Source organism: Salinimicrobium oceani (genome assembly GCF_012037645.1).
The window spans coordinates 141,571-165,448 of record NZ_JAAVJR010000005.1 but is presented as its reverse complement, the minus strand read 5'-3'; the positions used below and the strand labels follow the sequence as shown (position 1 = coordinate 165,448).

Sequence of the window (23,878 nt, the reverse complement as noted above, 5' to 3'; positions counted from 1 at the left end):
TGCCAGTTTTAAGTTGCTGGTTTCACCTTTGCTGAAAACTTGTGCATGAGCTTCTGCACTTTAGGATCTATGATGACCCTGCAATAAGGTTGATTCCTGTTTTGGTTATAGTAGTCGTGATGTTCCTGTTCGGCTTCGTAAAAAGTTCCAGCCTCAGTGATCTCAGTAACTATGGGATCAGAAAAAGTTTTCTCCTCTTCCAGTCTTTTCACCACTTTCTGAGCAGTTTTCTTTTGTTCTTCAGAATGATAGAAAATTGCACTGCGATAATGAGTGCCTACATCATTTTGCTGCCTGTTCAAAGTCGTTGGATCGTGAGTAGCAAAGAATATGTTTACCAGGTCCTCAAAAGTGACCTTTTCAGGATCAAATTTTATATTGACAGATTCCGCATGGCCCGTTCTTCCAGTAACTACCTCCCGGTATGGCGGATTCTTAATATTACCACCGGTAAATCCAGAAGTTACCTCCTCTACTCCCTCCACTCTTTGAAAAACAGCTTCGGTACACCAAAAGCAACCGCCAGCAAAAGTTGCCGTTTCTAATCGTCGTTCTTCCATATTTTCTTTTTTTAAAAAGTAAGAAAAACATTGAAACCTGCCAATTATAAATTTTCAGATTTTGTAACATTGCAATGCAAATTATTCCTCTGTACAAAAATCTGCTCATGCCTTTTAAACTTCAGGTGTTATTTAGTCTTTTCCTTACCACGCACTTGGCAATTTCCCAGAATTCAGCTTTACTTCAGAAAAAAGAATATTCAGCAACAAAATTGACGTCTGCACCGATGATTGATGGCGTCCCTACGGATAACGTCTGGGAAAAAATACCTGTAGCTTCAGAATTTGTCATGATAGAGCCTGGCGATGGCACTCCTTCGCGTACCACACATCCTACTGAAGTCAAAATTGCCTATACAGACGATGCCATCTATGTGGCGGCATATATGTTTGATAACAATCCTGAGGAAATTAGAAGAGAATTTGCCCAACGCGATAATATTCCTGTGTCAGATTATTTTGTGCTGGATATCAACACCTATAATGACGGGGAGAATCAAACAAGGTTCATCGTTACTGCAGCAGGAACTATTGCAGATGCAAAAATGAAAGGGGAAAATGAAGATTATGCCTATAACGTAGTTTGGGACGCCCAGGTTTCACTAGATGATAAAGGCTGGTACGCAGAGATCAAAATTCCCTATGCTGCCTTAAGATTTCCTGAAAAGGAGGAACAACTTTGGAGCCTGCAGCTGGGTCGACATATCAATCACCTCAATGAAACTTATGTGTGGAACTACATCAATAAATCAATTGGAAAAAGCACCCACTATAATGGCCTTTTGAAAGGTATTTCTAACATTGATGCCCCGGTAAGGCTAAGTTTCTATCCGTATATCTCGGGAGAAGTGGAAAGGTTTGAGGGAAAGACGGGTACCTCCTTTAATGCGGGAATGGATTTTAAGTATGGAATAAACGATGCCTTTACTCTTGATGCCACACTTATCCCCGATTTTGGACAGACGGCTTATGATGAGGTGGAGCTTAACCTTGGACCATTCGAACAGACTTTTGGTGAAAACAGGGCCTTCTTTACCGAAGGAACCGAACTCTTCACCAAAGGCAATCTTTTTTATTCCAGAAGAATTGGAGACACACCCTTAGGTTTTAATGAGGCCCAGGATGCAAGGCTGGAAAATGAGAAAATACTTGAAAATCCCGAAAAAACGAATTTGCTCAACGCGCTGAAAATTTCGGGAAGGACAGAGAGTGGACTAGGAATTGGCTTTTTCAATGCTATTACAGAGACTGAGAAGGCAAGGTATTATAACACAGTTACCCGGGAAGTAAGAGAGATGGTCACTTCACCCTTTTCCAATTACAATATTTTTGTTCTTGACCAGCAGTTCAACCAAAAATCCTCTATTTCTTTAATTAATACTAATGTTACCAGAGAAGGTCATTTTAGAGATGGAAATGTTACCGGTTTTCTCTTTGATGTTTTTAACAGGGAGAGTTCTTTTAATCTTTCGGGTGAGGCCAAAATGAGCCGGGTGAATACTGCAACCCGAAATAAAATGGGTTTTGCCTCTGCCCTGTCTCTGGAGCGTACCAAAGGCAACTTTCGATATGGTATCTCCCACGAATTTGCGAACGAGACTTACGACATTAATGACCTGGGAGTCAATTTTGTGAACAACTACAATAATTTCTACCTAAATACTTCCTACAGGATCTTCGAGCCTCAGGGCATTTTTAATCAATATAACCTAAGATTTTACGGAAATCACCAGCGCCGATATCGACCAAACCTTGCTTTGGGCTCAGGAATTGGCAGCAGTTTCTTCGGAATGACCCGCGAGAGATTTGCATTTGGTGGTTTTATAGAAGCCAATACTAAGTTTAAGGATTATTTTGAGCCCCGGCAGCAGAATTCTTTTATTACCTATCCCGCATTTGGTACCGCTGAAGCCTGGATCTCTTCTGACTATCGCAAGAGGTTCGCTGTAGATTCAAGGCTTGGATACAGCGAATTTATAGATTCAGATCGTACAGCGTTGAACTTTAATTTTAGTCCGCGATTTCGTTTCAGCAACAGGTTTACTCTGGTCTATTCATTTGAATTTGAGCAGGAGAACAAGCGCCAGAGCTTTGTAGAAATACTTTCCAAAAATGTCATTTTTGGAACCCGGGATATGCAAAGTATTGAAAATTCTTTACAGGGAAATTACAACTTTAATACGCGGGAAGCGGTAAGTTTGAGCTTCAGGAATTTCTGGTCTTCTGCATCCTTTTTGAAAAATAAGTTCTCACGTCTCGGCCAAAATGGAAATCTCAGCGCCTTTCCTTACGAAACTTCAGAAGCCAATGATCCCAATGCAAATTTCAACATCTGGAACCTTGACCTGAGCTACCAGTGGCGGTTTGCCCCAGGTAGCGAAATGATCTTACTTTACAGAAATTCTATTTTTAAACTTGATAACCAAAGTGACCTGGTTTATCTTGAAAGTGTCGACCAGCTTTTCCAGCAGCCGGTGAGGCAGCAACTTTCGCTGAGAATAGTATACTATTTAGATTGATTAAAAGTTAAATTGCAACTAGAAATAATTAGATGATAGCAGCCCGTAATATTCATAAATCCTATAATGATCTTCATGTTTTAAAAGGTGTGGATCTATATATTCCCAAGAGTGAGATCGTATCAATTGTTGGAGCTTCAGGTGCAGGAAAAACTACGCTGCTTCAAATTCTGGGAACCCTCGAAAAACCCGATCAAATGATAGATAGTGAATTAAGGGTCAATGATATTGATGTTTATTCACTCAATTCCCGGGATCTTGCAAAATTCCGAAATGATAATATTGGATTCATTTTTCAATTCCACCAGCTGCTCCCGGAATTTACTGCAATGGAAAATGTTTGCATCCCGGCCTTTATTGGAAACAGGCCAAAAGCTGAAACCGAAAAAAGAGCTAAAGAGCTCCTCGGCTTTTTAGGGCTGTCAAAAAGAGGAGACCACAAGCCTTCTGAAATGAGTGGTGGCGAGCAGCAACGGGTCGCAGTGGCAAGATCTCTTATCAATAATCCCGGAGTGATCTTTGCCGATGAACCTTCAGGAAATTTAGATAGCGAGTCGGCCGAAAATCTTCATAAGCTTTTTTTCGACCTGCGAGAGGAATTTGGACAAACCTTTGTCATTGTTACCCATAACGAGGAACTCGCAAACATGGCCGATAAAAAGCTCACTATGGTCGATGGAAAGATCATTTAGAAGTTAATGCTTAGATCACTTTTTCTTCTGAAGCTGGCAACAGACTAAAAATATATTATTAGGACATGACTCAAAAAGAACTCAAGGAATTTCTGGATTTCAAAGTTGAGCAATATAATACCCCCAAATTCATAGAGACAGACCCGGTTCAGATCCCCCATTTGTTTTCCCGAAAGGAGGATATTGAAATATCAGGATTTTTAACGGCTACCATTTCATGGGGAAACAGAAAGAGCATTCTCAAAAGTGCACATTCCATGATGGACCTGTTAGATCGTGCTCCATACGAATTTGTGATGCAGCATACAGATGCAGACCTGGAAAGGCTTCAGAATTTTGTTCACCGCACCTTTAATGGCCGGGATCTCATTTATTTCATCAAGGCCTTCAGGCACATCTACACCACTTACCAGGGCCCTGAGGCCATCTTCAGTAATTATTCAGATAAGACCAGCTTACAGCCTGCTATCCACAAGTTTAAAGAATTATTCTTTTCGCTGCCGCATGAGACCAGAACCGAAAAACATGTGAGTGATCCACTTAAGAATTCCGCAGCAAAAAGGATCAACATGTTCTTGCGATGGATGGTGAGAAATGACAATAATGAGGTCGACTTTGGAATTTGGAAGAGCTTATCGCCTGCCCAACTGAGTTGTCCTTTGGATGTACATTCGGGCAACGTGGCCAGGAAACTGGGGCTGCTTAAAAGGAAACAGAACGACGCAAAGGCACTAAAAGAGCTGGACAATAATTTACGAAAAATTGATCCGGAAGATCCGGTAAAATATGATTTCGCTCTGTTTGGGCTGGGAGTTTTTGAGAGTTATTAGAGCTCTTGTAGGAGGATTCTGAAAAAAATTCTTAAAAATTCAGCTTTAATTAGGTACAATTAATATCTTTAACTTCCTCAAAGGTTGAAATAATTATGCCTCACTCGCAGATTCAGAGTAATGAAAACCGCAGGCATCCTGCTCCTGAGGAATTTCATATTCTCAAAACCTCCTCTAACAAAGATTTCTCTGACCTGCTTTTTCTTTGTGCAGAAACCTTAAAGGCACAAGGCGCTGCGCTGGTTATTCTGGAAAATGGAAATACCTGGATAAAATCCTCTTACGGCGCTTCACATAAAGAAATTCCTGAAGTTGAGGACCTGTGGCAAGAGATCCTCGATCAAGAAGAGATCATCGTTTTTACACCCGAAGAGTTATCAAAGAAAAGTATCGACTTTAACGGTTTGGCAGCTGTTCCCTTAAAAACTGTATCGGGAGAAAAGCTGGGAATAATTGCCATTTTTGAGCCTCAGGAAATGCCTCTTTCTCCAAATCAAGAGCACGCACTTCAGGTTTTGGTCAAACAGATCCTAAACGTGGTAGGCTTCAGGAAACAGAACAATCTCTACAAGCGTATGCAACAGGATCTTGAGCAGCGCTATCGTGAGCTGGAAAGGTTTGCAAGTGTGGTCTCACATGATATTAAATCCCCTCTCGCAAATATAATTTCCCTTATAGACCTTCTAAAAGAGGAAAATCAGGATATATTTAATGAGGACACAAAACAATACATAGAATTTCTATCCCAGGCTTCTCACAGCCTGCGCAGTTATGTAGACGGCCTGCTGGTATTTTACCGCAGTGAAAGGATTCTTGAAAAGGAAGAGGAAGATGTAGAGCTCAAGCCGTTCTTCGATAACCTTACCAAACTGTTTAGTGTTGATCCTGAAGTAGAGATCACTTATCCTCAACACGGGATCTTAAAAAAGGTAAATAAAGCTGCCCTTACCCAGATCTTTATGAACCTAATTAGTAATGCCCTTAAATATAATCACAAGGATCAACGCAGGGTCAATATTTCCTTTCGGGCCTCTGAAGATTTTTATGAATTTGAGGTGCAGGACAACGGAAATGGAATTTCAGAAGAAAATTTTGAGAAGATCTTTGATCTCTTTACTACACTCGATCTTAATGACCGGGAAGGTAATCCCGGAAGTGGAATTGGGCTGGCAACGGTAAAAAAACTTTTAAATCATATGGGAGGTGATATACAGATAGAATCGGAGCCTGAAATTGGCAGTAATTTTATCTTTCAAATTAAAAGGTCTTGCTAAGGCCTTTTTTTATATTTGATAAATAATGCCTTTGCATGTACTTTAAACATCCCGAGCTTCTCTATGCCCTGCTCCTGCTGGTAATTCCAATCGTGGTTCACCTTTTCCAGTTGAGAAAATTCAGGACTACCAGATTCACGAACGTAAAATTTTTAAAAAAGGCTGTCCTTCAAACTCGTAAAAGCTCCCGTTTAAAGAAATTTCTGGTCTTATGCACGCGTCTCCTGCTGCTGGCTTCCCTTATTCTGGCCTTTGCCCAGCCGTATTTCCCGCCCACCTCGGGCGAAATAAAAGCTTTGGAAACAGTGATCTATCTCGATAACTCTTACAGCATGCAGGCAAGAGGAAAGGAAGGGATCCTGTTTAGGCGAGGCGTACAGGATCTTTTGGAAAATTTACCTCCTAATGAAAATGTAAGCCTTTTTACGAATAATGAGGAGTTCCTGGATATTTCGGGCACAGCGCTGCGGAAAGAACTTCAGAAGTTGGACCTCTCTGCACAGGAACTTACCTGGGAAGAGATCCGGCTCAAGGCAAGCAACCTCTTAAAGAGAGCTGATGCAGAAAAGAATTTCATTGCGATCTCAGATTTTCAACACAGGGCTAAGTCAGTCACTCCTGTTGCCGGTGATATTTCCACTTTTCTTGTACAATTACAGCCTGAGAGCAGTGAAAATACTGCAGTAGATTCTATCTATGTTACTTCCCGTAGTCTCGATGAGATTATCCTAGAGGTACAAATCTCCGGTTCTGGCAGCATAAAAAGTGAGGTAGCCATTGGGCTGTACGATGATTCCAAATTGATCTCCCGAAAAACCATTGAGCTTGACGAACAGAATAACAGCACTGCTAGTTTTAGCTTACCTGCACAAGGAATTGCAAAAGGAAGGGTTGAGATCGAAGATAATGGCTTGCCTTTCGATAACCAGATGTATTTCAGCATCAATGATACTCCGCCAGTACAGGTCGTCGTAATTGGAGATACAGAAGCTGATTTCCTTTCCCGCATTTACACAACTCCGGAATTTGAGCTGAGTATCTTCCCCGAGAACAATGTTGATTTTAATATCCTGGCTCAGGCAAACCTTGTGATCCTTAATGAAGTAGAGAGAATCCCCCTGTCTCTTATTAATAATCTGCAACAGCTTCAAAAAGAGGAGGTTTTCCTGGTGATCATTCCTTCCCCCAACCTAAACTTACAGGATCACAACAGGTTATTAAGAGATTTGGGTCTTCCTGTTTTCTCAGAAAAAGTAACCAGCGAAAGACTCATCACAAATATCATTTTTGAGCACCCGCTGTACCAATCTGTATTTAATGAAAGGGTAAATAATTTTGAGTATCCAAAAGTGAAGATATCATATCCTGTTCAGGGAAAACCTGGCGGTATTCTCGAGTTCCAAAACGGGGAGCCGTTTCTTTATGAACAGCAGCAGGTTTTCGTATTTACTGCACCTTTGCAAAGTTCAAACTCTAATTTCAAAAATGCGCCCTTAGTAGTTCCCACCTTTTATAATATAGGCAATTTGGCCATTTCCCCCTCAAAGCTTTACAGCCTTTTGGGGGCAGCAGAGCAGATTAGTATAAAGGCAAATCTTCAGAAGGATGAGATCCTCAAGCTTTCCTCTCCCGAAACGAGTTACATTCCGCAGCAACAAAGCTTCCAGAACAAGGTTTCCCTCTTCATCAATGATCTACCTGAAAAACCGGGACATTATCAGGTAATGCAGGATTCGATGATCCTTCGCAGTCTTAGCTTTAATATTGATCGTTCAGAAAGTGCGATCGTGGAAACTATAGTGAACGATCAAAATGAGTTGGAAGTTTTTTCAAAGATTCCGGAAGTTTTCTCCAACATTAAATCGGCGCGCGAAGTGAATACGCATTGGAAATGGTTTGTTATTTTTGCACTGTTCTTCCTATTAACTGAAATGCTTATCCTAAAATTCCTCAAATGAAAATACTGGTAAAGTCTGCCAAGATCATTGATAACGAAAGTCCGTTCAACAATAAAGTGATGGATATCCTCATCGAAGATGGCATGATCAAAGAAATTGCTCCAGCCATCAAATTAAAAAAGGTAGATCTTGAAATAAGCAGGGAAAATCTCCATGTTTCTCAGGGCTGGTTTGATAGCAGTGTAAGTTTTGGAGAGCCGGGCTTTGAGGAAAGGGAAACGCTGGAAAACGGGTTAATGACAGCAGGACGCAGTGGTTTCACCGCAATAGCTCTTAATCCAGGCAATGATCCTGTGACAGACAACAAGGGAGCCGTTAGTTTTCTTAGAAGCAAGGCAGAAAAACAGCCAGTGAGCCTCCTCCCTATCGGCGCCCTTACCAGGAAAAGCGAAGGTGCAGACATGGCCGAATTGTACGATATGAAACAGGCAGGCGCTGTTGCCTTCGGCGATTACAAAAGGGCAGTTATGAATCCAAACATGCTGAAAATAGCACTGCAGTATGCTCAGAATTTCGACGGACTCGTTTTGTCATTTCCGCAGGAAAATCGAATAGCTGGAAACGGCCAGGTACATGAGCATGAAAATAGTACCTCCTTAGGTCTAAAAGGTATTCCGGCTTTGGCCGAGGAATTGAATATCGTAAGAGACCTGCATCTACTGGAGTATACCGGCGGCAAACTTCACATTCCCACTATTTCAACAGCAAAATCTGTCGAACTTATTCGAGATGCAAAGGAGCGCGGGCTCGATGTCACCTGCAGTGTTGCCATTCACAACCTGTTTTTTACAGACGAGCAGCTTCAGGAATTCGACACAAACGCTAAGGTACTTCCGCCGTTACGCACTAAAAGCGATGTTAAGGCCCTCATTGCCGGAATAAAAGACGAAACCATAGATATGGTTACTTCAGATCATACCCCAATTGACCAGGAGCATAAAAAAGTAGAGTTTGATAATGCCCTTTTTGGAACCCTTGGCCTGGAATCGGCTTTGGGTGCACTCTTGCAGATGTTCTCAGTTAAAACTACTGTGAGGCTACTTACCGCCGGAAAATACAGATTCAACCTGGGCGATGGAGTGATCGACGAAGGCTATCCTGCTAATCTTAGCTTCTTTGATCCAGATCACACCTATACCTTTCAAAAAGAGCAAATTTTGAGCACTTCTAAAAATAGTCTTTTCCTCGGAAAAGAATTGAAAGGTAAGGTATACGGCATTCTTGTAGGGGAAGAATTTCTTGCCTCATAGCTTTACCGAAAAGAGGATTATCTTTAATTTTATAGCCTATTTAGAAATCATGGAATATTCGTCAAATCAAGGTAAAGCGCCGGCAATCATTGCTTATCTCACCATTATTGGGACTATTATTGCTTATTTTATGAACAATGATGAAAAAGATCCTTTCGCTTCCTTTCATATAAGGCAGGCTTTGGGTATCCACATCACCTTTTACCTGTTGGGAATTGTGGTTTCATGGTTTGATTCATGGTTTATTTCTGCGCCGTTCTACCTGTTTATCATTGTGCTGTGGGGGTATGGATTGATCGCAGCAATACAGGGAGAAAGAAATGAAGTTCCTATTTTAGGCAGACAATTTCAAAACTGGTTTAGTACAATTAATTAATGGAAACGGAAAAATTCACTTTATATCATCTTATCAGGAAACCCAAAAAGGCCGTAGATAATGCGCCATTACTTGTAATGCTTCATGGATATGGCAGTAATGAAGAAGATCTTTTTTCCTTTGCAGATGAGCTGCCCGATGAACTTTTCATCGTTTCAGTAAGGGCTCCATATCCAATGGCACCTTACGGTAATGCCTGGTATGCCATTCACTGGGATGGCAGTGCAAATGGAAAGTTCAGCGATGATAATCAGGCGGTAATTTCGAGGGAGAAAATAGTACAGTTCCTGGAAGAAATTGTAGAAGCGTATCCTGTAGATCGCAATAACATCACCCTGGTTGGTTTTAGTCAGGGTTGCATATTAAGCCTGGCCGTTGCACTCTCCTATCCTCAGAAGATCAAAAATGTGGTGGCCTTGAGTGGCTATCTCAACAAAGGGATCTTAAAGAAGGGATATGAGAAAAATGACTTTTCAGGGCTTTCTGTCTACTCGTCTCACGGCAGCGTTGATCAGGTTATTCCTGTAGCCTGGGCAAGAATGACAAAGCCTTTTCTGGATTCTCTGAAGATCGAAAATACCTACTCCGAATTTCCTATAGGTCATGGAGTATCCCCACAAAATTTCAGGGAACTAAACGAATGGCTTAAGAAACATCTCTAATTCTTCGGATAGAGCAAGGCTTTTTCTGAAAATACCTCGATCTTTCCGTCGTCATCGATTTCAAAACTTACCAGGAGATCACCCCAAAAGCTTCCATCTGTAAAGCTGGCGATCGCCCATTTATGATTGAGCAGTTTAACCTTATTGATCCTGAAAGGTCCTGCCATTCCTTCAAAAGGAATGAGTTCGTTGTCTGTATCTACCGAATTTCCACCTATTAATGCTGCTTCGACCTTATCATTGATTTCAGCAGGATCGAAACCTCGATTTTCGAGATATGAAAGTGCCTCTTCATTGTCTACCAGGGAAAAACTATCTTCGGAAGCATCTTCTTCCGAAGAAATAGAAGGCAAAGATTGCTGTTCCTCCAGCTCCTTTTGTAAAACCTGGATCTCTTTATCCCTGGAAGCTACCAGCTTTGTACCGTTAACGTAGAAAAAAACAGCTAATAAGGCTGTAAACACAAACAGATACAACAAAATACTTTTTCGCATTAAATTTCGATTTGAAGATTATCATAAGCCAGGAATACATTTTCTGGCAAGTTGGCCTGTACCTCGTCGTGAAATCCCATATTATGACTTATGTGAGTCAGATACGCGCGCCTGGGATTAATTTTTGCAATGAACTCCAGAGCTTCGTCAAGATTAAAATGGGAATGGTGTGGTTCTGTACGAAGTGCATTGACTACAAGCACGTCAACGCCTTTGAGTTTTTCAGCTTCGGCCTGGGCTATGGTTTTGGCATCTGTGAGATATGCAAAATCTCTTATCCTAAATCCAAAGACCTGCACTCGATTATGCATCACTTCTACAGGTATCACGGGAATACCTTTGACTGTAAAAGATGTGTTCTCAATTAAATTTTCCTGAACACTTGGAGCTCCCGGATATTTATTTTCGGAAGCAAAGATATAATCAAAGCGCTTTTGCAGAGAAGCCATTACCCGGGCGTGTGCATAAATGGGAATATCTCCCTGCCTGAAAAAATAAGGCCGAATATCGTCCAGGCCGGCAGTATGATCACTGTGTTCATGGGTATAAAGGATAGCGTCAATACGTTCCACCTTGTTGGTCAACATCTGCTGCCTGAAGTCGGGGCCACAGTCAATTAGAATTCGAAGGTCATCGACTTCCACAAGAGCAGAAACCCTTAATCTTTTATCTTTAGGATTTTGGCTTCGGCAAACCGGGTGATTACTACCTATTACGGGTATCCCCTGCGAAGTTCCTGTACCTAAAAATGTGACCTTCAAAGCTCCTAATTTTACCACAAAACTAAGTATTATTTTTTTGTTTAGCCCTCCGTTTTAGTACCTTTGACTACAAATTAGGCCGCTTTTAAAGCATGGCTTACTTGGAACAAAAAAAAACAGCTATGCCAATAACCATAATGGGTGACAGGGAGTTTGAGAACGTCCCGTCTATCAAGAGTAAAGCTTTACGTATAAATCTCAATGAAAATATCTACGGTACCTTTTCTGAAATAGGAGCCGGACAGGAAACGGTTCGGAATTTCTTCAGAGCCGGAGGAGCTTCAGGAACTATCGCCAAGGCAATGAGCGCCTATGATAAAGACTTTAGTGATGCCATCTATGGGATCGAAGATGATAGGAGATATGTCACCGAAGAGCGATTGAAAAAGATGCTTACCCATGAGACAAACCTAATTGAGCAAAGGATCTCTCGTGATAAGCACCCCAATAAATTGTTCTTCACCTACGCCAATACTGTCGCTACCATTGATTTTGCCAAGAAATACAAGGGCCACGGCTGGGTAGGTATAAAGTACCAGGTTCATCCCGAAGAGGATTATAATGAGATCATACTTCACGTGCGGTTTCATGAAAACGATGCCCGCCTGCAACAGAACACTTTAGGTATATTGGGCGTAAATCTTATCTACGGGGCGTATTACAAATACGATAATCCCAAGAAATTACTGCGTTACCTCTATGATCATATTGACAAGGACCAGATCGAGATCGACACCATCAACTTCTCGGGGCCTCGTTTTGAAAGAGTAGATAACAGGTTGATGAGCCTACAGCTAGTCAAGAACGGAATGACCGAAGCGGTAATGTTTGCTCCTGATGGTAACAACGTGCTTCCCGCCAAAATACTTTACAAAAAGAACATCTTGGCCCTGCGCGGCAGCTTTAGACCTGTTACCAAAGTAAACATGGACATGTACAAGCGTTCGCTGGAGCTTTTCCTGAACGAGAACAGGGTTTCTGAAGACAATACTGAGGTCATTTTTGAGATCACCCTCTCTAATCTCCGGGCAGAAGGAGAAATTGACGAGAGAGATTTCATGGACAGGGCCGAGCTCTTATGCTCCTTAGGTCAAACCGTGATGATCTCCAATTTCCAGGAATATTATAAGGTGGTGGAATATTTTTCAAGATATACCAAAGAACGCATGGGGCTCGCAATGGGAGTCAATAATCTAGTGGATATTTTTGACGAGAAATATTACAGGCACTTGAGTGGTGGAATTCTTGAAGCTTTTGGAAAATTATTCTTTAAAGACCTTAAAGTTTATTTATATCCATTTAAAGATCGTGAAACAGGTGAGGTCACAACCAGTGATAACCTGAAGGTACATCCAAGAATGAAAGAACTTTATAAGTTCTTTAAGTACAACGGAAAGGTGGTGGACATTACCAACTACGATCCCGCAATTCTCGACATTTTCTCCCGTGAAGTCCTACAATTAATTGCTGAAGGTAAAGGCGGCTGGGAAGAAATGCTACCTGAGAAAACTACTGCGATGATCAAAGAGCACGATCTGTTTAGTCATTATAAGCAAAAGACTGCGCAAAAGATATAAAGACCAGTAAATTATAGCCGTCTGAGTTGCCGAAGAACCTTTAAAATTGAGGTGTCAAAAAAGGCAATTCAGACGGTTTCTTTTTGGAAACTTCCGAAGAGTTCTACTAGCTTCCTTTTCCTGAAGTTAAAGATTTCCTCCAGTTTTGGCCTTACCAGCATCGGATGAACCGCCCGGCCTATAATCCCCAGTGGAAGTTTGTAGTCTATTACATCCTCCATCTCCACGCCTCCTTCTATCTCTTTGAAAAAGTGTTTGTGATGCCAAAGAGAATAAGGTCCAAACCGTTGTTCATCAACAAAATAGAACGGTGCGTCTACATGAGTGATTTCGGTAACCCAGGCAAGCTTTAATTTTCCCACTGGTGTCACAGTATATTGGATGATCTGCCCTGCAAACATAGTCCTCTCCCCTCCTCTTTGAATGTCAAAACCCATATATGGTGGCGTAATGGTCTTTAAATTCGAAGGGTCGGAAAAAAAATCCCACGCCTGTTCCAAAGAAAGGGGAAGTTTCTGCACACTTCGCAGCTGATATAATTTCATAGCATTAGTTTTTTCAAAGATAAGTATTGTTTAAAAACAATGAATATTTTTTAAACAATTTTCAGTTTGAAAAGCCTCCTTTCTTCCTTTTTATACCCGCAGTTTTCCCTAAAATTTCTGAAAACTGCTCGTTCCCTTCTTATAATTGCGTTAATATCTCTGGTGTTAATTGGCAAATGCACGAGATTTGGCCAAAACTTGATATAAAATATGAAATCCATACTGTCCCTTGTCTTGATCTTCAGCATTACTTTTTCGGCTTATTCCCAGACATTTTCAGCAAACACTTCAAACCCTGCCTTCGAATCGCCTTATAAGACCAGCTGGGCGGTAGATGGCACCTGGGTAGGAGTTGGCCTAGGATTAAATGCTCTTGGTGTAAAATTAATTCAGGATAAAGAATCTCTGAGTCTGGCGCACCTTAATGATCTGGACAAAAAAGATGTACCGGGAATCGACAGGTTTATTGCTGGTAATTACAGCCCCAGAGCCGATGAAATAAGTTATTATCCTTTCTATGGATCATTTGCTGTACCGGTTGTCATGATGCTTGCAGATGGAAATATGCGTTCTAATGCAGGGCAGATTTCTGTGATGTTCGTGGAAAGCATGGCTACAACAGGCGCTCTTTTTACAATAACTGCTGGTCTTGTAGACAGACCAAGACCTTTGGTCTATAACACTGCTGTACCCGAAGAGGAACGTCGTGAAGGAGGTGCACAAAGGGCCTTTTTTGCAGGTCATACAGCGGCAACTGCTTCGGCAACTTTCTTTGCTGCTAAAATCTATCATGATTTCTATCCAGATTCTGCTGCCCGTCCATATGTGTGGACTGCTGCGGCTCTTGTACCGGCCTGGGTTGCCTACCTTAGAGCCGAAGCCGGAAAGCACTTTTTGACAGATAACCTGCTGGGATATGCCATAGGTGCTGCCAGTGGTATTCTGGTTCCGGAATTTCACAAAAAAGACACTGATTTTCAGGTTGCCCCAACAATGGGTCTTACTCCGGGAGGTGAAGAATATCAGGGGCTTTCTGTCCAGTACTCTTTCTGATCCATCTGATTATCGGCTGAATTTTTCTATTTTTAGGGCTTTAACCAAATCCTATGATGAAAAAAATATCAGTTTTAATGATCTTTCTGGCGCTGCTAAGTGCTGAAGTCGAAGCTCAGAACGTCGAAATTCCTGTAGACACTACCGTGGTCACTTCTCACCGTGTTAACATTAACGGTAAGCGTATAGATTATACTGCCACTACCGGAATGCAGCCGGTTTGGAATGATGACGGGGAAGCTATTGCCAGCCTCTTTTATACCTATTACAAACGGGAAGGTATTGCCGATGTTAAGAACCGTCCCCTTGTAATTTCCTTTAACGGTGGCCCGGGTTCTGCTTCGGTGTGGATGCATATCGCTTATACCGGACCCAGAGTTTTAGAAATTGATCCCGAAGGTTTCCCTATCCAGCCATATGGTACAAAAGAAAACCCACATTCCATTCTGGACATAGCCGATATCGTCTATGTAAACCCTGTCAATACGGGCTATTCCAGAATTATAGAGCCAAAAGGAGAAAAGAAAAGGGAAAGAGATCAGTTCTTTGGAGTCAACGCAGATGTAAGCTACCTGGCAAAATGGATCAACACATTTGTTACCAGGAACAACCGCTGGCTTTCACCAAAATATCTCATTGGAGAGAGCTATGGCACAACAAGAGTTTCAGGATTGGCTTTAGAGCTTCAGAATTCACAGTGGATGTACTTAAATGGTGTGATCCTTGTTTCCCCAACAGAAATTGGTATTGAAAGAGACGGCCCTGTAGAAATAGCCAACCGTCTCCCCTACTTTACTGCCGCTGCGTGGTACCATAATATTCTTCCTGAAGATCTTCAAAAAAGAGATCTTGAAGAATTACTGCCTGAAGTAGAACAATATGCCATCAATGAAGTGCTGCCTGCACTTGTTAAAGGAGGTTTCCTAGAGCAGGAAAGAAAGGAAGACATTGCTGCTGAAATGGCTCGATATTCGGGTATTTCTAAAGATGAAATTCTGCAGCACAACCTGGAAGTGCCTTTCAGGTATTTCTGGAAGGATCTTTTAAGGGATCAAAAAGGTCTTAGCGTGGGAAGACTTGATTCCCGGTACCTTGGACTTGACAGAAAAACTGCCGGTGATTCTCCCGATTATAATTCAGAACTGACTTCCTGGTTACATTCCTTCACGCCCGCAATAAACCATTATCTAAGCAACGACCTGAAGTTTAAGACAGATCTTACTTACTACATGTTCGGTCCCGTGCATCCATGGGATCGCAGCCGTGATAATACGGGCGAGAACTTAAGGCAGGCTATGGCACAGAATCCGAACCTGGACGTTCTCATTCAGAGTGGATATTTCGACGGAGCTACAACCTACTTCAATGCCAAATATACCATGTGGCAGCTTGATCCCAGCGGAAAGATGCAAGACAGGTTGAGTTTTAAAGGCTATCGAAGCGGCCATATGATGTATCTTCGAAATGAAGATCTCAAGAAAGCTAATGACGATGTTAGGGAATTTATTCTCAATTCAATGCCGAAGGCCGGTGCACCAGCCACTTATTAATTTCCGATTAAATACGGAAAAATTAAAGGGTTCCAAAAATGTCATTTTTGGAACCCTTTAATTTTAAACCTAAAGTTGAGCAGTTACCTTTTTCTTGAGGAGGTCTTCAAGAATTACTTCTACCCCAAAATTGTCATTGCTCGACGTGGTATATTCAGCTGCCTGTTTAACTTCGGCATGTGCGTTCTCTACTGCAAATCCAATTGCGGCATGTTCAAACAACTCCAGGTCATTCAGGTAATCACCAAATGCCATGGTTTCCTCCTTAGTTATTCCTAATTTTTTCTGAAGTGCCTTAAGAGCATTTCCTTTTTGAGCTTCGAGATCATTAAAATCTATCCAAATCTCTCCTGAAAGCTTTACCTGTAGCTCCTTCTTGAAATGCTCCACATGTGGTAGTGAATTCTCCTCTGCTCCCTGCAGGTCACAGATCGTTACCTTGAGGATTACATCATCCTTTACTGCCAGGAGGTCATCGACCAAGAGATATTTTTCATAATGATTGAGGAAGGGCTCCATAAATTCGGGAGCATCATTTTCAATGTAAGCCTGTTTCCTGCCGCAAAGGATAAGATATTTATTCCCGAGCTCTCTTACCTCCTTTATCAACTGCTCCACCAGTTCCATCTTCATGGGCACAAGATGCTGTTCCTCTCCATCCTGGATCACAATTGCCCCATTTTCGGCTATGTAGATCATTTCCTCTTTCACGGGCTCCATTCGTTCTCGCAGACTGTAATACTGCCTGCCACTGGCCACTGCAAACTGGATATTATTTTGTTTTAGCTGTTGAAAAGCCTTGAAGAACCTGGAACTCACCTCATGCCTGCTGTTGAGCAGCGTCCCATCCATATCACTGATGATCAATTTGATCTTTGAATAATCCATTCCTATTTTCTAAGGCTGCAAATTTAAAATTAAGACTTCGGAAGATGTAATTACTCACGTTAATTTTCGAAAAGATCCAGTTTTAAGTATCCTGTTACTACAGGCAAGCCCGCAACTGGAAGAAATGGAAAGGTTTTCAGATGCAATTATTTCTACAGCAAATTAAGAATGTCCTTGTTTTATACATGAAAGGCTGCTCCAATAGGGCAGCTTTTTTTTTGGTCAAACTGATCAATATCATCCTTTTTGAGAGCTATGCGAACTACCTTTAGATCTCTAAATCATGATGTCATGAAAAAGATTATATACGCCACAGATTTTTCGGAAAATTCGGTTGCAGCACTTCAGTCGGCTGCAGGACTAGCTAAAACACTTGGAGATGATCTTATAGCGCTTCACGTTTATACCACCGGCTCAAACGGAGTTAAGAATGCTGGAATACTGAAGCAACATCAAAAAGAACTTATAGATTTTTGCCAGGAACATCTGGGAGAAAAATATGATCCGCACATGATCTCACCTGCAGCAATTTCGGGCAACGGTGTAGCCGAGGAGATTCTGAAATTCTCAAAGGACCTTAATGTGAGGATGGTGATCATGGGAGCCTGTGGTGCAAGCAAGCTTAAAGATCGAATTCTTGGTACCACCACGGGGGAAATGATAGGAAGATCCTCCATTCCGGTCTTGGCAGTTCCACCGGTTTTTGAGTTTAAACACCCTCAAAAAATCCTTTTTTCCAGTACTTATGATGATCAGGACGTAATCTTTTTGAAGGAACTAATTCCTTTAGCAAAGCTACTGAAAGCAAAAATCGAGGTCCTTCACATAAGTCACAAACAAGAAACTGAAGCCCTGGAAAATCTCGATAAGTTTAAAGAGAAAGTTTGTGAGCAGATCTCTTTTGAAGATATCAGCTATAGAATGCTTTACTCTTCTGAAGTTTTTGAAACTCTGAAAGAAGCAATTGGAAAAGAGCGACCCGATATCGTGCTAATGCCCGACAGGAAGAACAGCAATTTTCTAAAGAGAGGTCTTACCAGAGATATGATCAAAAAAATGCAATACTGTAGTCCTTCTCCTCTTCTCAGTTTCCCTGCAATGCCATAAGCCGAAACAAACTTCTCAAAAATGGCATTTTTGGATGCTAAGTTTTTGCCGACTTACCTTAAGGATTACTAGTAGAAAAGCGTTTCATAAAATGTGAAGCGCTTTTCTATTTACATCCAACAGGAATCTAAGTTAAACAATAACAGAACTTTAGAAAAGTTTTAACCGCTCGTAGAGATTAAACATTCTAATTTAATAGTGGAAAAGAAAAATTATTAACCACTAATCTAAACATTATGTTTTACCACGTAAAAGAACTACAATTCAATGCGCGGGTATCGAAACCAGATCCTGCTTTTGCCACTTTACTTCTTGAACAATTCGGCGGTGCCAATGGAGAGCTAAAAGCTGCTCTTCAGTATTTCACACAGGCGTTTGCTGCCAAGCAGGTCCATCCAGACAAGTATGATCTGCTCATGGACATTGCAACAGAAGAATTCAGTCACCTGGAAATTGTTGGCGCCACCATTCAAATGCTGCTGAAAGGCATTCACGGAGATTTAAAAAATGCCGCTGAAGAATCTGAAATTATGGCTCTCCTAAAGGGAAAAGCTTCAAAAGAGGGTTTTATTCACAATGCTATGGTGAATCCTCAATTCTTCAATCTTTCGGGAGGTGGACCTACTTTATCTGATAGTAATGGAAATCCATGGACATCGGCCTACGTGACCGCGAACGGAGATCTTACTGTAGATCTCAGGTCCAATATTGCTGCAGAATCCCGAGCTAAAATCGTTTATGAATACCTGATGCAGCATACAGATGACCCTTATGTGAAGGACACACTAAGGTTTTTAATGACCAGAGAAGTTGCTCACTTCCAGATGTTCCAGGCTGCCCTGGAAACCATAGAACCTAATTTCCCACCTGGAGTACTTCAAAGCGATCCAAAATATAGTAATAAATATTTCAACCTTTCTAATGGCGAAGATGTGAGAGGGCCCTGGAATGAAGGAAAGAGTCCGGAGCTGGGTGAAACCTGGGAGTACATTTCAGATCCAATTGAGCACGTGAGGAAAACAAAAGGAATGACTGAAGGAAATGACGACAAGAAACTTTCCCGGGACCCTAAAGAGGTGGAAAAGAAGAATAAGGAACTGAGTAAAAAGAAATTTGAAGAAATTAAAAAAGCCATGCCTACAGGTGAGGCTCAATGGAGCAAATATTAATCTTTTCTATGTCCATGGAAAATTACAGAATTGAATACTTTACAGATCCTCTTTGTTGCTGGAGCTGGGCCTTCGAGCCACAACTGCGAAAGCTGCGTTTTCTTTTAAAAGACCGCCTCGAGATCACCTATGTGATGGGCGGTCTTCTAAGAGATTGGAAATCCTTTAACGATCAAATGAACGATATTGCCCGGCCTGCCCAGGTAGGACCCTTATGGATGCAGGCAAAAAATATGTCGGGCCAGCCTATTGAGGAGAATATCTGGATCTCAGATCCTGTAGACACTTCTTATTTAGCGTGTATGGCAGTTAAAGCCGCTGCTTTGCAATCTAAAGTTGCTGAGGAAGCTATGCTCCGCAAACTCAGGGAAGCAGTAATGATTCAAAAGAAGAACATTGGAGAAGTAGCCGTTATTCTTATAATAGCTGGGGAATTGGAAAAAGAAGGGATCCTCAAAAAAGGCAAATTTAAGGATGATCTCTTTGGAGATAAGGTGAGTGAGCTATTTAAAAAAGATCTCGATAGAACTAAAGCCTCGGGAATTACCCGCTTCCCCAGCCTTTTAATCACGTACTCGGGAAAAACCTATCAAATTACGGGCTACAGGCCTTTTAAAGAGTTAAAGAAAACCTTTTCCCTTTTGGATCCGGAGCTTGATCTGGATATTCCTATCAATGAGGAGAACTACAAAAACAGCTGGCAGAGCCTTACAAAAAGAGAACTGTCAGAGATTACGAATGTACCGGGAGAATTGTGCATTTCAGGCTAATTGAAGCTTGCGAGAGTTTAATGGGATTTTTTCCGCCTTATGCCTCCTAAGGTAGATTTTCAGCTTAAGCCAGTTTTTATCTCACCTAAAAGATTTTTTCTAAATATTATTTAAGTAATTGCTTAAATAATGTTTTACTTTTGTGAAATGAAAAATACCAAGTGCATACGTAAAGAAGCTGATTTTGACCAGATCAAACGTTGTCAAGAGCAACTTTCAGAAGCTGAAGAGGTTGTGAGTGCCTTAACAGATAAGCTCTCCCTGGTGAGTAACAGTGTACGGTTAAAAATTCTTTATGTCCTGCAAACAGAGAAAAGATTATGTGTGTGTGATTTAAGTGATATCCTGAATATGACTATTCCGGCAGTTTCTCAGCACTTGCGCAAATTGAAGGATAGAGCCTTTGTTAAATCGGAAAAAGAAGGTCAGACAATTTTTTACTCACTGCGTAATGATCATCGGGAACTCCTTGCTCCCTTTTTCAAGGTAATAAAGCATCAACCTGAAGCTATATGAGAACAAAAAACGGATTTCTTGGAGTGGGAATTTTCACTGGGATTGGCAGTTCCCTTTGTTGTATAGCTCCCTTACTTGCTGTAATAGCAGGAACAGGAAGTACGGCAGGTGGTTTTGCATGGCTGGAGCCTTTTAGATGGCCACTTGTAGCAGTTTCAATAGTTGCTTTGGGTTTCGCCTGGTATTTGAACCTGAAGTCTACAGATGATGATTGCGGCTGTGAAAGCAATTCCCGATCTTCCTTTTTCCAGTCCCGTAAATTCTTGACTGGAGTGACTGTTTTTGTTATTCTGAGCCTGGCTTTTCCTTATTATGCTGAAGCTTTTTATCCTTCTGATGAAAAAGAAGTGGTTTTTGTTCAGGAAAAAAATATTCAAACGCTAGAATTTTCTGTGAGTGGTATGACCTGCACAGGCTGTGAGGGTCATGTAAAATCTGAAGTTAACAAGCTAAACGGGATTGTCACCTGCAAAGTTTCTTACGAAGAAGGTATTACGGTTGTTGAATTCGATAGTACACGCACAAACGTTGAAGAAGTAAAAACGGCTATTGAACGAACAGGATATAAAGTCACAAAAATAGAAAGATGATGAAGCAATATGATGTGATAGTAATAGGTTCGGGCATGTCTGGTATGACAGTTGCCAACAAATGTGCATCCAAAGGATTAAAAGTTGCTGTAACAGATGAACTACCCTATGGCGGAACCTGTGCGCTTCGGGGATGTGATCCTAAAAAAATAATTATTGGTGCTACCGAGGTGAGAGACTTCGCTCAACGATTGGCCGGAAAAGGCATTGATACTGTTCCTGAAGTAAACTGGAAAGATGTCATGGCTTTTAAGCAGGAATTCGTAAATGCCATGCCCGGGAAAATCGAAAAAGGATACAAACACAATGATATAGACACCTATCACGGTGCTGCTCGCTTTATAAGCAATGATTCAGTTGAAATTGAATCGCAAGTTTTAAAAGGAGATAAAGTTGTTATTGCCACAGGAGCCAGATCACGTACACTAACTTTTGAAGGCGGTAACTACGCTTTGACGAGTACAGATTTTCTCAACCTGAAGGAGCTGCCAAAGTCCATGATCTTTATAGGCGGCGGTTATATTGCCTTTGAATTTGCACATATCGCCAGGCGATGTGGGGCCGAAGTTACCATAGTACACCGGGGACCACGACCTCTGGAAAATTTTGATAAGGATATAGTTCATCATTTGTCCGAAGCAACACAGAAGCTGGGCATAAAATTAGTGCTTGAAACAAACGTAACCGGAATTAAAAAAGAAACAAAAGGTTTTACTGTTGTTGGTGAAAAAAATGGTTCTGAAGTAGAGTTTGCGGCTGAAGCAGTTTTTAACAGTGCAGGAAGAGTGCCCCATATCAATGATCTGGATCTTAAGGCTGCATCTGTTGCTTTAAACAAAAGGGGTATTGAGGTCAATGAGTTTTTACAGAGCACTTCAAATCCCAACGTATATGCTGCCGGAGACGCTGCCGACAGCAATGGACTTCCGTTAACTCCGGTAGCCGTTTATGAAGGTCATATTATTGCTTCCAATATTATAAAAGGAAACAACAGGAGGGCTGAATATCCACCCATGCCATCTGTGGTCTTCACCTTACCGGCTATGGCTTCAGTAGGATTAACAGAAGAAGAAGCCAGGAAGTACGGGATGGATATAAGAGTAAATAATAAAGCGGTTCCGGAATGGTTTAATGCAAAGCGTCTAAATACCTCCGAATATGCATTTAAGACCATCATAAACACCGATAGTGGAACTTTAGTAGGTGCACATTTAATTGGTCCGGGAGTTGAAGAAACAATTAATTTTTTCTCTCTTGCTATTTACAAATCGATACCAGTTCAAGATTTAAAGAAAATGATATATGCGTATCCCACAATGGGTTCGGATATCACATCAATGTTATAAAGAATTCCAGATGGAGACAATTAAAAAATCTATTCTTACTTGCCCGAATTGCAATGTGTCCAAGGAGGAAACAATGCCTACAAATGCATGTCAATACTTTCACGAATGCTCCAGCTGTGGAGTTGCTATGAAACCTTTGGAAGGTGATTGCTGCGTGTTTTGCAGTTATGGTTCTGTACCATGTCCACCAATTCAGGAATCAAAATCATGCTGTAACTCCACTTCTACATAAATTATGGAGAACAGTAATTTACTTGAAGCTGCTTCTCCCTTTTTGAGTGTGTTACTGCGCAACAACTTCTTCTCCTCTATCTAAGCTCAGTTATTAGTCTATGCTGGTACTGCTTCTGGATAATATTTCTTCCGCAGCCAAAAAGCAACTCTTACCAGGAGGATTAAAGCGGGTACTTCTACCAGCGGACCAATTACTCCGGCAAAAGCCTGTCCTGAATTAAGACCAAAGACAGCGATGGCCACGGCAATGGCAAGTTCAAAGTTATTGCCGGCAGCGGTAAAAGCTACCGCCGCATTTTTATCGTATTCGGCACCGGTCATTTTCGTCACAAAGAAGCCAATAAGGAACATCACTGCAAAGTAGATGAGCAGTGGGATAGCGATGATCACCACATCCATTGGGATCTCTACGATCATCTCTCCTTTTAGTGAAAACATTACCACAATAGTGAATAACAGCGCGATAAGCGTAAGAGGTGAGATAGCCGGAATGAAGGTTTCTGAATACCATTTTTCACCTTTAGCTCTTACCCCAATCCAGCGGGTTATAATTCCCATAAAGAACGGCAAACCCAGGTAAATGGCGACACTTTCAGCAATAGTGCCAATGGAAATATCAACAATGGCACCTTCAAATCCGAAGTAAGGAGGAAGAACGGTAATAAATATCCAGGCGTAAAAACTATAGGCAAAAACCTGAAAAATACTATTCAAAGCTACCAGGCCCGCACCATACTCGCTACTGCCTTCAGCCAGATCGTTCCATACCAGTACCATTGCTATACAACGTGCCAGGCCAATAAGAATTAAACCTACCATATACTCAGGATGGTCCTGAAGAAAAAATATTGCCAGCGCAAACATGAGTACAGGACCAATGATCCAGTTAAGAAGTAGAGATACAGAGAGGATCTTTACATTTCTGAATACTTTGGGTAACAATGCATAGTTGACCTTAGCAAGCGGCGGATACATCATTAGAATAAGTCCAATGGCAATAGGAATATTCGTAGAGCCACTGCTCATCTCGTTCAGCCTTTCGGGAAAGGAAGGAAAAAAGAATCCAATTCCCACTCCAACAGCCATTGCAATGAAGATCCATAGAGTGAGGTAATTGTCCAGGAAGTTTAATTTTTTCTGCTTTAATGTGCTCATAA

At 41.4% G+C, this 23,878-nt stretch carries 24 protein-coding genes; 18 read left to right on the top strand and 6 right to left on the bottom strand.

The window, feature by feature from the left end; translation table 11 throughout:
- Positions 1–8 precede the first annotated feature (8 nt).
- Positions 9–560, bottom strand: coding sequence for a peptide-methionine (S)-S-oxide reductase MsrA (gene msrA, locus HC175_RS10355; protein WP_168138425.1), 552 nt, complete (start codon positions 558–560; stop codon positions 9–11).
- 107 nt (positions 561–667) lie between these two features.
- On the opposite strand from msrA, the gene HC175_RS10350 reads away from it, so the two are divergent.
- From HC175_RS10350 to HC175_RS10315, 8 genes are all read left to right on the top strand, one after another.
- Complete coding sequence (locus HC175_RS10350; protein WP_168138424.1) at positions 668–3,079, top strand: DUF5916 domain-containing protein; 2,412 nt, start codon at positions 668–670, stop codon at positions 3,077–3,079.
- Between the two features lie 32 nt (positions 3,080–3,111).
- Positions 3,112–3,771, top strand: coding sequence for an ABC transporter ATP-binding protein (locus tag HC175_RS10345; protein WP_168138423.1), 660 nt, complete (start codon positions 3,112–3,114; stop codon positions 3,769–3,771).
- Between the two features lie 65 nt (positions 3,772–3,836).
- Entirely contained in the window at positions 3,837–4,601 is a 765-nt protein-coding gene (locus HC175_RS10340; RefSeq protein ID WP_168138422.1) for a TIGR02757 family protein, read from the top strand.
- Positions 4,602–4,696: 95 nt separating this feature from the next.
- Positions 4,697–5,875, top strand: a complete 1,179-nt coding sequence (locus HC175_RS10335) for a sensor histidine kinase (RefSeq protein WP_168138421.1) — start codon at positions 4,697–4,699, stop codon at positions 5,873–5,875.
- Positions 5,876–5,910: 35 nt separating this feature from the next.
- Positions 5,911–7,833, top strand: coding sequence for a BatA domain-containing protein (locus tag HC175_RS10330; protein WP_168138420.1), 1,923 nt, complete (start codon positions 5,911–5,913; stop codon positions 7,831–7,833).
- Positions 7,830–9,083 carry a dihydroorotase gene (locus tag HC175_RS10325; RefSeq protein ID WP_168138419.1) on the top strand — a complete coding sequence of 418 codons (1,254 nt, stop codon included), beginning with the start codon at positions 7,830–7,832 and terminating at the stop codon, positions 9,081–9,083. Before HC175_RS10330 ends, HC175_RS10325 begins: the two co-directional genes overlap by 4 nt.
- Positions 9,084–9,132: 49 nt before the next feature.
- A complete protein-coding gene (locus HC175_RS10320; protein ID WP_168138418.1) occupies positions 9,133–9,459 on the top strand; it encodes a magnetosome magnetite crystal formation protein family in 327 nt (108 codons plus the stop codon).
- Entirely contained in the window at positions 9,459–10,121 is a 663-nt protein-coding gene (locus HC175_RS10315) for an alpha/beta hydrolase (protein WP_168138417.1), read from the top strand. Before HC175_RS10320 ends, HC175_RS10315 begins: the two co-directional genes overlap by 1 nt.
- On the opposite strand, the gene HC175_RS10310 is transcribed toward HC175_RS10315, so the two are convergent.
- The gene (locus HC175_RS10310) at positions 10,118–10,615 is read right to left on the bottom strand and encodes a hypothetical protein (RefSeq protein WP_168138416.1); all 498 of its coding nucleotides are present in this window, start codon (positions 10,613–10,615) and stop codon (positions 10,118–10,120) included. The two genes, HC175_RS10315 and HC175_RS10310, sit on opposite strands and share 4 nt — an antisense overlap.
- Positions 10,615–11,376, bottom strand: coding sequence for an MBL fold metallo-hydrolase (locus tag HC175_RS10305; RefSeq protein WP_168138415.1), 762 nt, complete (start codon positions 11,374–11,376; stop codon positions 10,615–10,617). Before HC175_RS10305 ends, HC175_RS10310 begins: the two co-directional genes overlap by 1 nt.
- Before the next feature lie 122 nt (positions 11,377–11,498).
- On the opposite strand from HC175_RS10305, the gene HC175_RS10300 reads away from it, so the two are divergent.
- A complete protein-coding gene (locus HC175_RS10300; RefSeq protein ID WP_168138414.1) occupies positions 11,499–12,953 on the top strand; it encodes a TonB-dependent receptor in 1,455 nt (484 codons plus the stop codon).
- A 68-nt stretch (positions 12,954–13,021) separates the two neighbouring features.
- On the opposite strand, the gene HC175_RS10295 is transcribed toward HC175_RS10300, so the two are convergent.
- Positions 13,022–13,498, bottom strand: a complete 477-nt coding sequence (locus HC175_RS10295; RefSeq protein ID WP_168138413.1) for an SRPBCC family protein — start codon at positions 13,496–13,498, stop codon at positions 13,022–13,024.
- A 210-nt stretch (positions 13,499–13,708) separates the two neighbouring features.
- Here HC175_RS10295 and HC175_RS10290 point away from each other — a divergent pair, with 210 nt between their 5' ends.
- Both HC175_RS10290 and HC175_RS10285 read left to right on the top strand, forming a co-directional pair.
- On the top strand, positions 13,709–14,551 hold the full coding sequence (locus HC175_RS10290) for a phosphatase PAP2 family protein (protein ID WP_168138412.1): 843 nt from the start codon (positions 13,709–13,711) through the stop codon (positions 14,549–14,551).
- Between the two features lie 56 nt (positions 14,552–14,607).
- Positions 14,608–16,101, top strand: a complete 1,494-nt coding sequence (locus HC175_RS10285) for a S10 family peptidase (protein WP_168138593.1) — start codon at positions 14,608–14,610, stop codon at positions 16,099–16,101.
- 69 nt (positions 16,102–16,170) lie between these two features.
- Here the strand turns inward: HC175_RS10285 and HC175_RS10280 are convergent, their stop codons facing one another.
- On the bottom strand, positions 16,171–16,989 hold the full coding sequence (locus HC175_RS10280) for an HAD family hydrolase (protein WP_168138411.1): 819 nt from the start codon (positions 16,987–16,989) through the stop codon (positions 16,171–16,173).
- 291 nt (positions 16,990–17,280) lie between these two features.
- On the opposite strand from HC175_RS10280, the gene HC175_RS10275 reads away from it, so the two are divergent.
- From HC175_RS10275 to HC175_RS24205, 7 genes are all read left to right on the top strand, one after another.
- Complete coding sequence (locus HC175_RS10275; protein WP_168138410.1) at positions 17,281–18,096, top strand: universal stress protein; 816 nt, start codon at positions 17,281–17,283, stop codon at positions 18,094–18,096.
- A gap of 236 nt (positions 18,097–18,332) precedes the next feature.
- Complete coding sequence (locus tag HC175_RS10270; RefSeq protein ID WP_168138409.1) at positions 18,333–19,265, top strand: manganese catalase family protein; 933 nt, start codon at positions 18,333–18,335, stop codon at positions 19,263–19,265.
- Entirely contained in the window at positions 19,250–20,035 is a 786-nt protein-coding gene (locus tag HC175_RS10265) for a DsbA family protein (RefSeq protein ID WP_209309966.1), read from the top strand. Before HC175_RS10270 ends, HC175_RS10265 begins: the two co-directional genes overlap by 16 nt.
- Before the next feature lie 147 nt (positions 20,036–20,182).
- Positions 20,183–20,551, top strand: coding sequence for an ArsR/SmtB family transcription factor (locus tag HC175_RS10260; protein ID WP_168138407.1), 369 nt, complete (start codon positions 20,183–20,185; stop codon positions 20,549–20,551).
- On the top strand, positions 20,548–21,141 hold the full coding sequence (merTP, locus tag HC175_RS10255) for a mercuric transport protein MerTP (protein WP_168138406.1): 594 nt from the start codon (positions 20,548–20,550) through the stop codon (positions 21,139–21,141). The genes HC175_RS10260 and merTP overlap by 4 nt, the downstream gene beginning before the upstream one ends.
- Positions 21,141–22,487 carry a dihydrolipoyl dehydrogenase family protein gene (locus HC175_RS10250; RefSeq protein ID WP_168138592.1) on the top strand — a complete coding sequence of 449 codons (1,347 nt, stop codon included), beginning with the start codon at positions 21,141–21,143 and terminating at the stop codon, positions 22,485–22,487. The genes merTP and HC175_RS10250 overlap by 1 nt, the downstream gene beginning before the upstream one ends.
- The gene (locus HC175_RS24205) at positions 22,444–22,719 is read left to right on the top strand and encodes a GDCCVxC domain-containing (seleno)protein (protein WP_438865930.1); all 276 of its coding nucleotides are present in this window, start codon (positions 22,444–22,446) and stop codon (positions 22,717–22,719) included. The genes HC175_RS10250 and HC175_RS24205 overlap by 44 nt, the downstream gene beginning before the upstream one ends.
- A gap of 98 nt (positions 22,720–22,817) precedes the next feature.
- On the opposite strand, the gene arsB is transcribed toward HC175_RS24205, so the two are convergent.
- Positions 22,818–23,876 carry an ACR3 family arsenite efflux transporter gene (gene arsB, locus HC175_RS10240; RefSeq protein WP_168138404.1) on the bottom strand — a complete coding sequence of 353 codons (1,059 nt, stop codon included), beginning with the start codon at positions 23,874–23,876 and terminating at the stop codon, positions 22,818–22,820.
- Positions 23,877–23,878 lie beyond the last annotated feature (2 nt).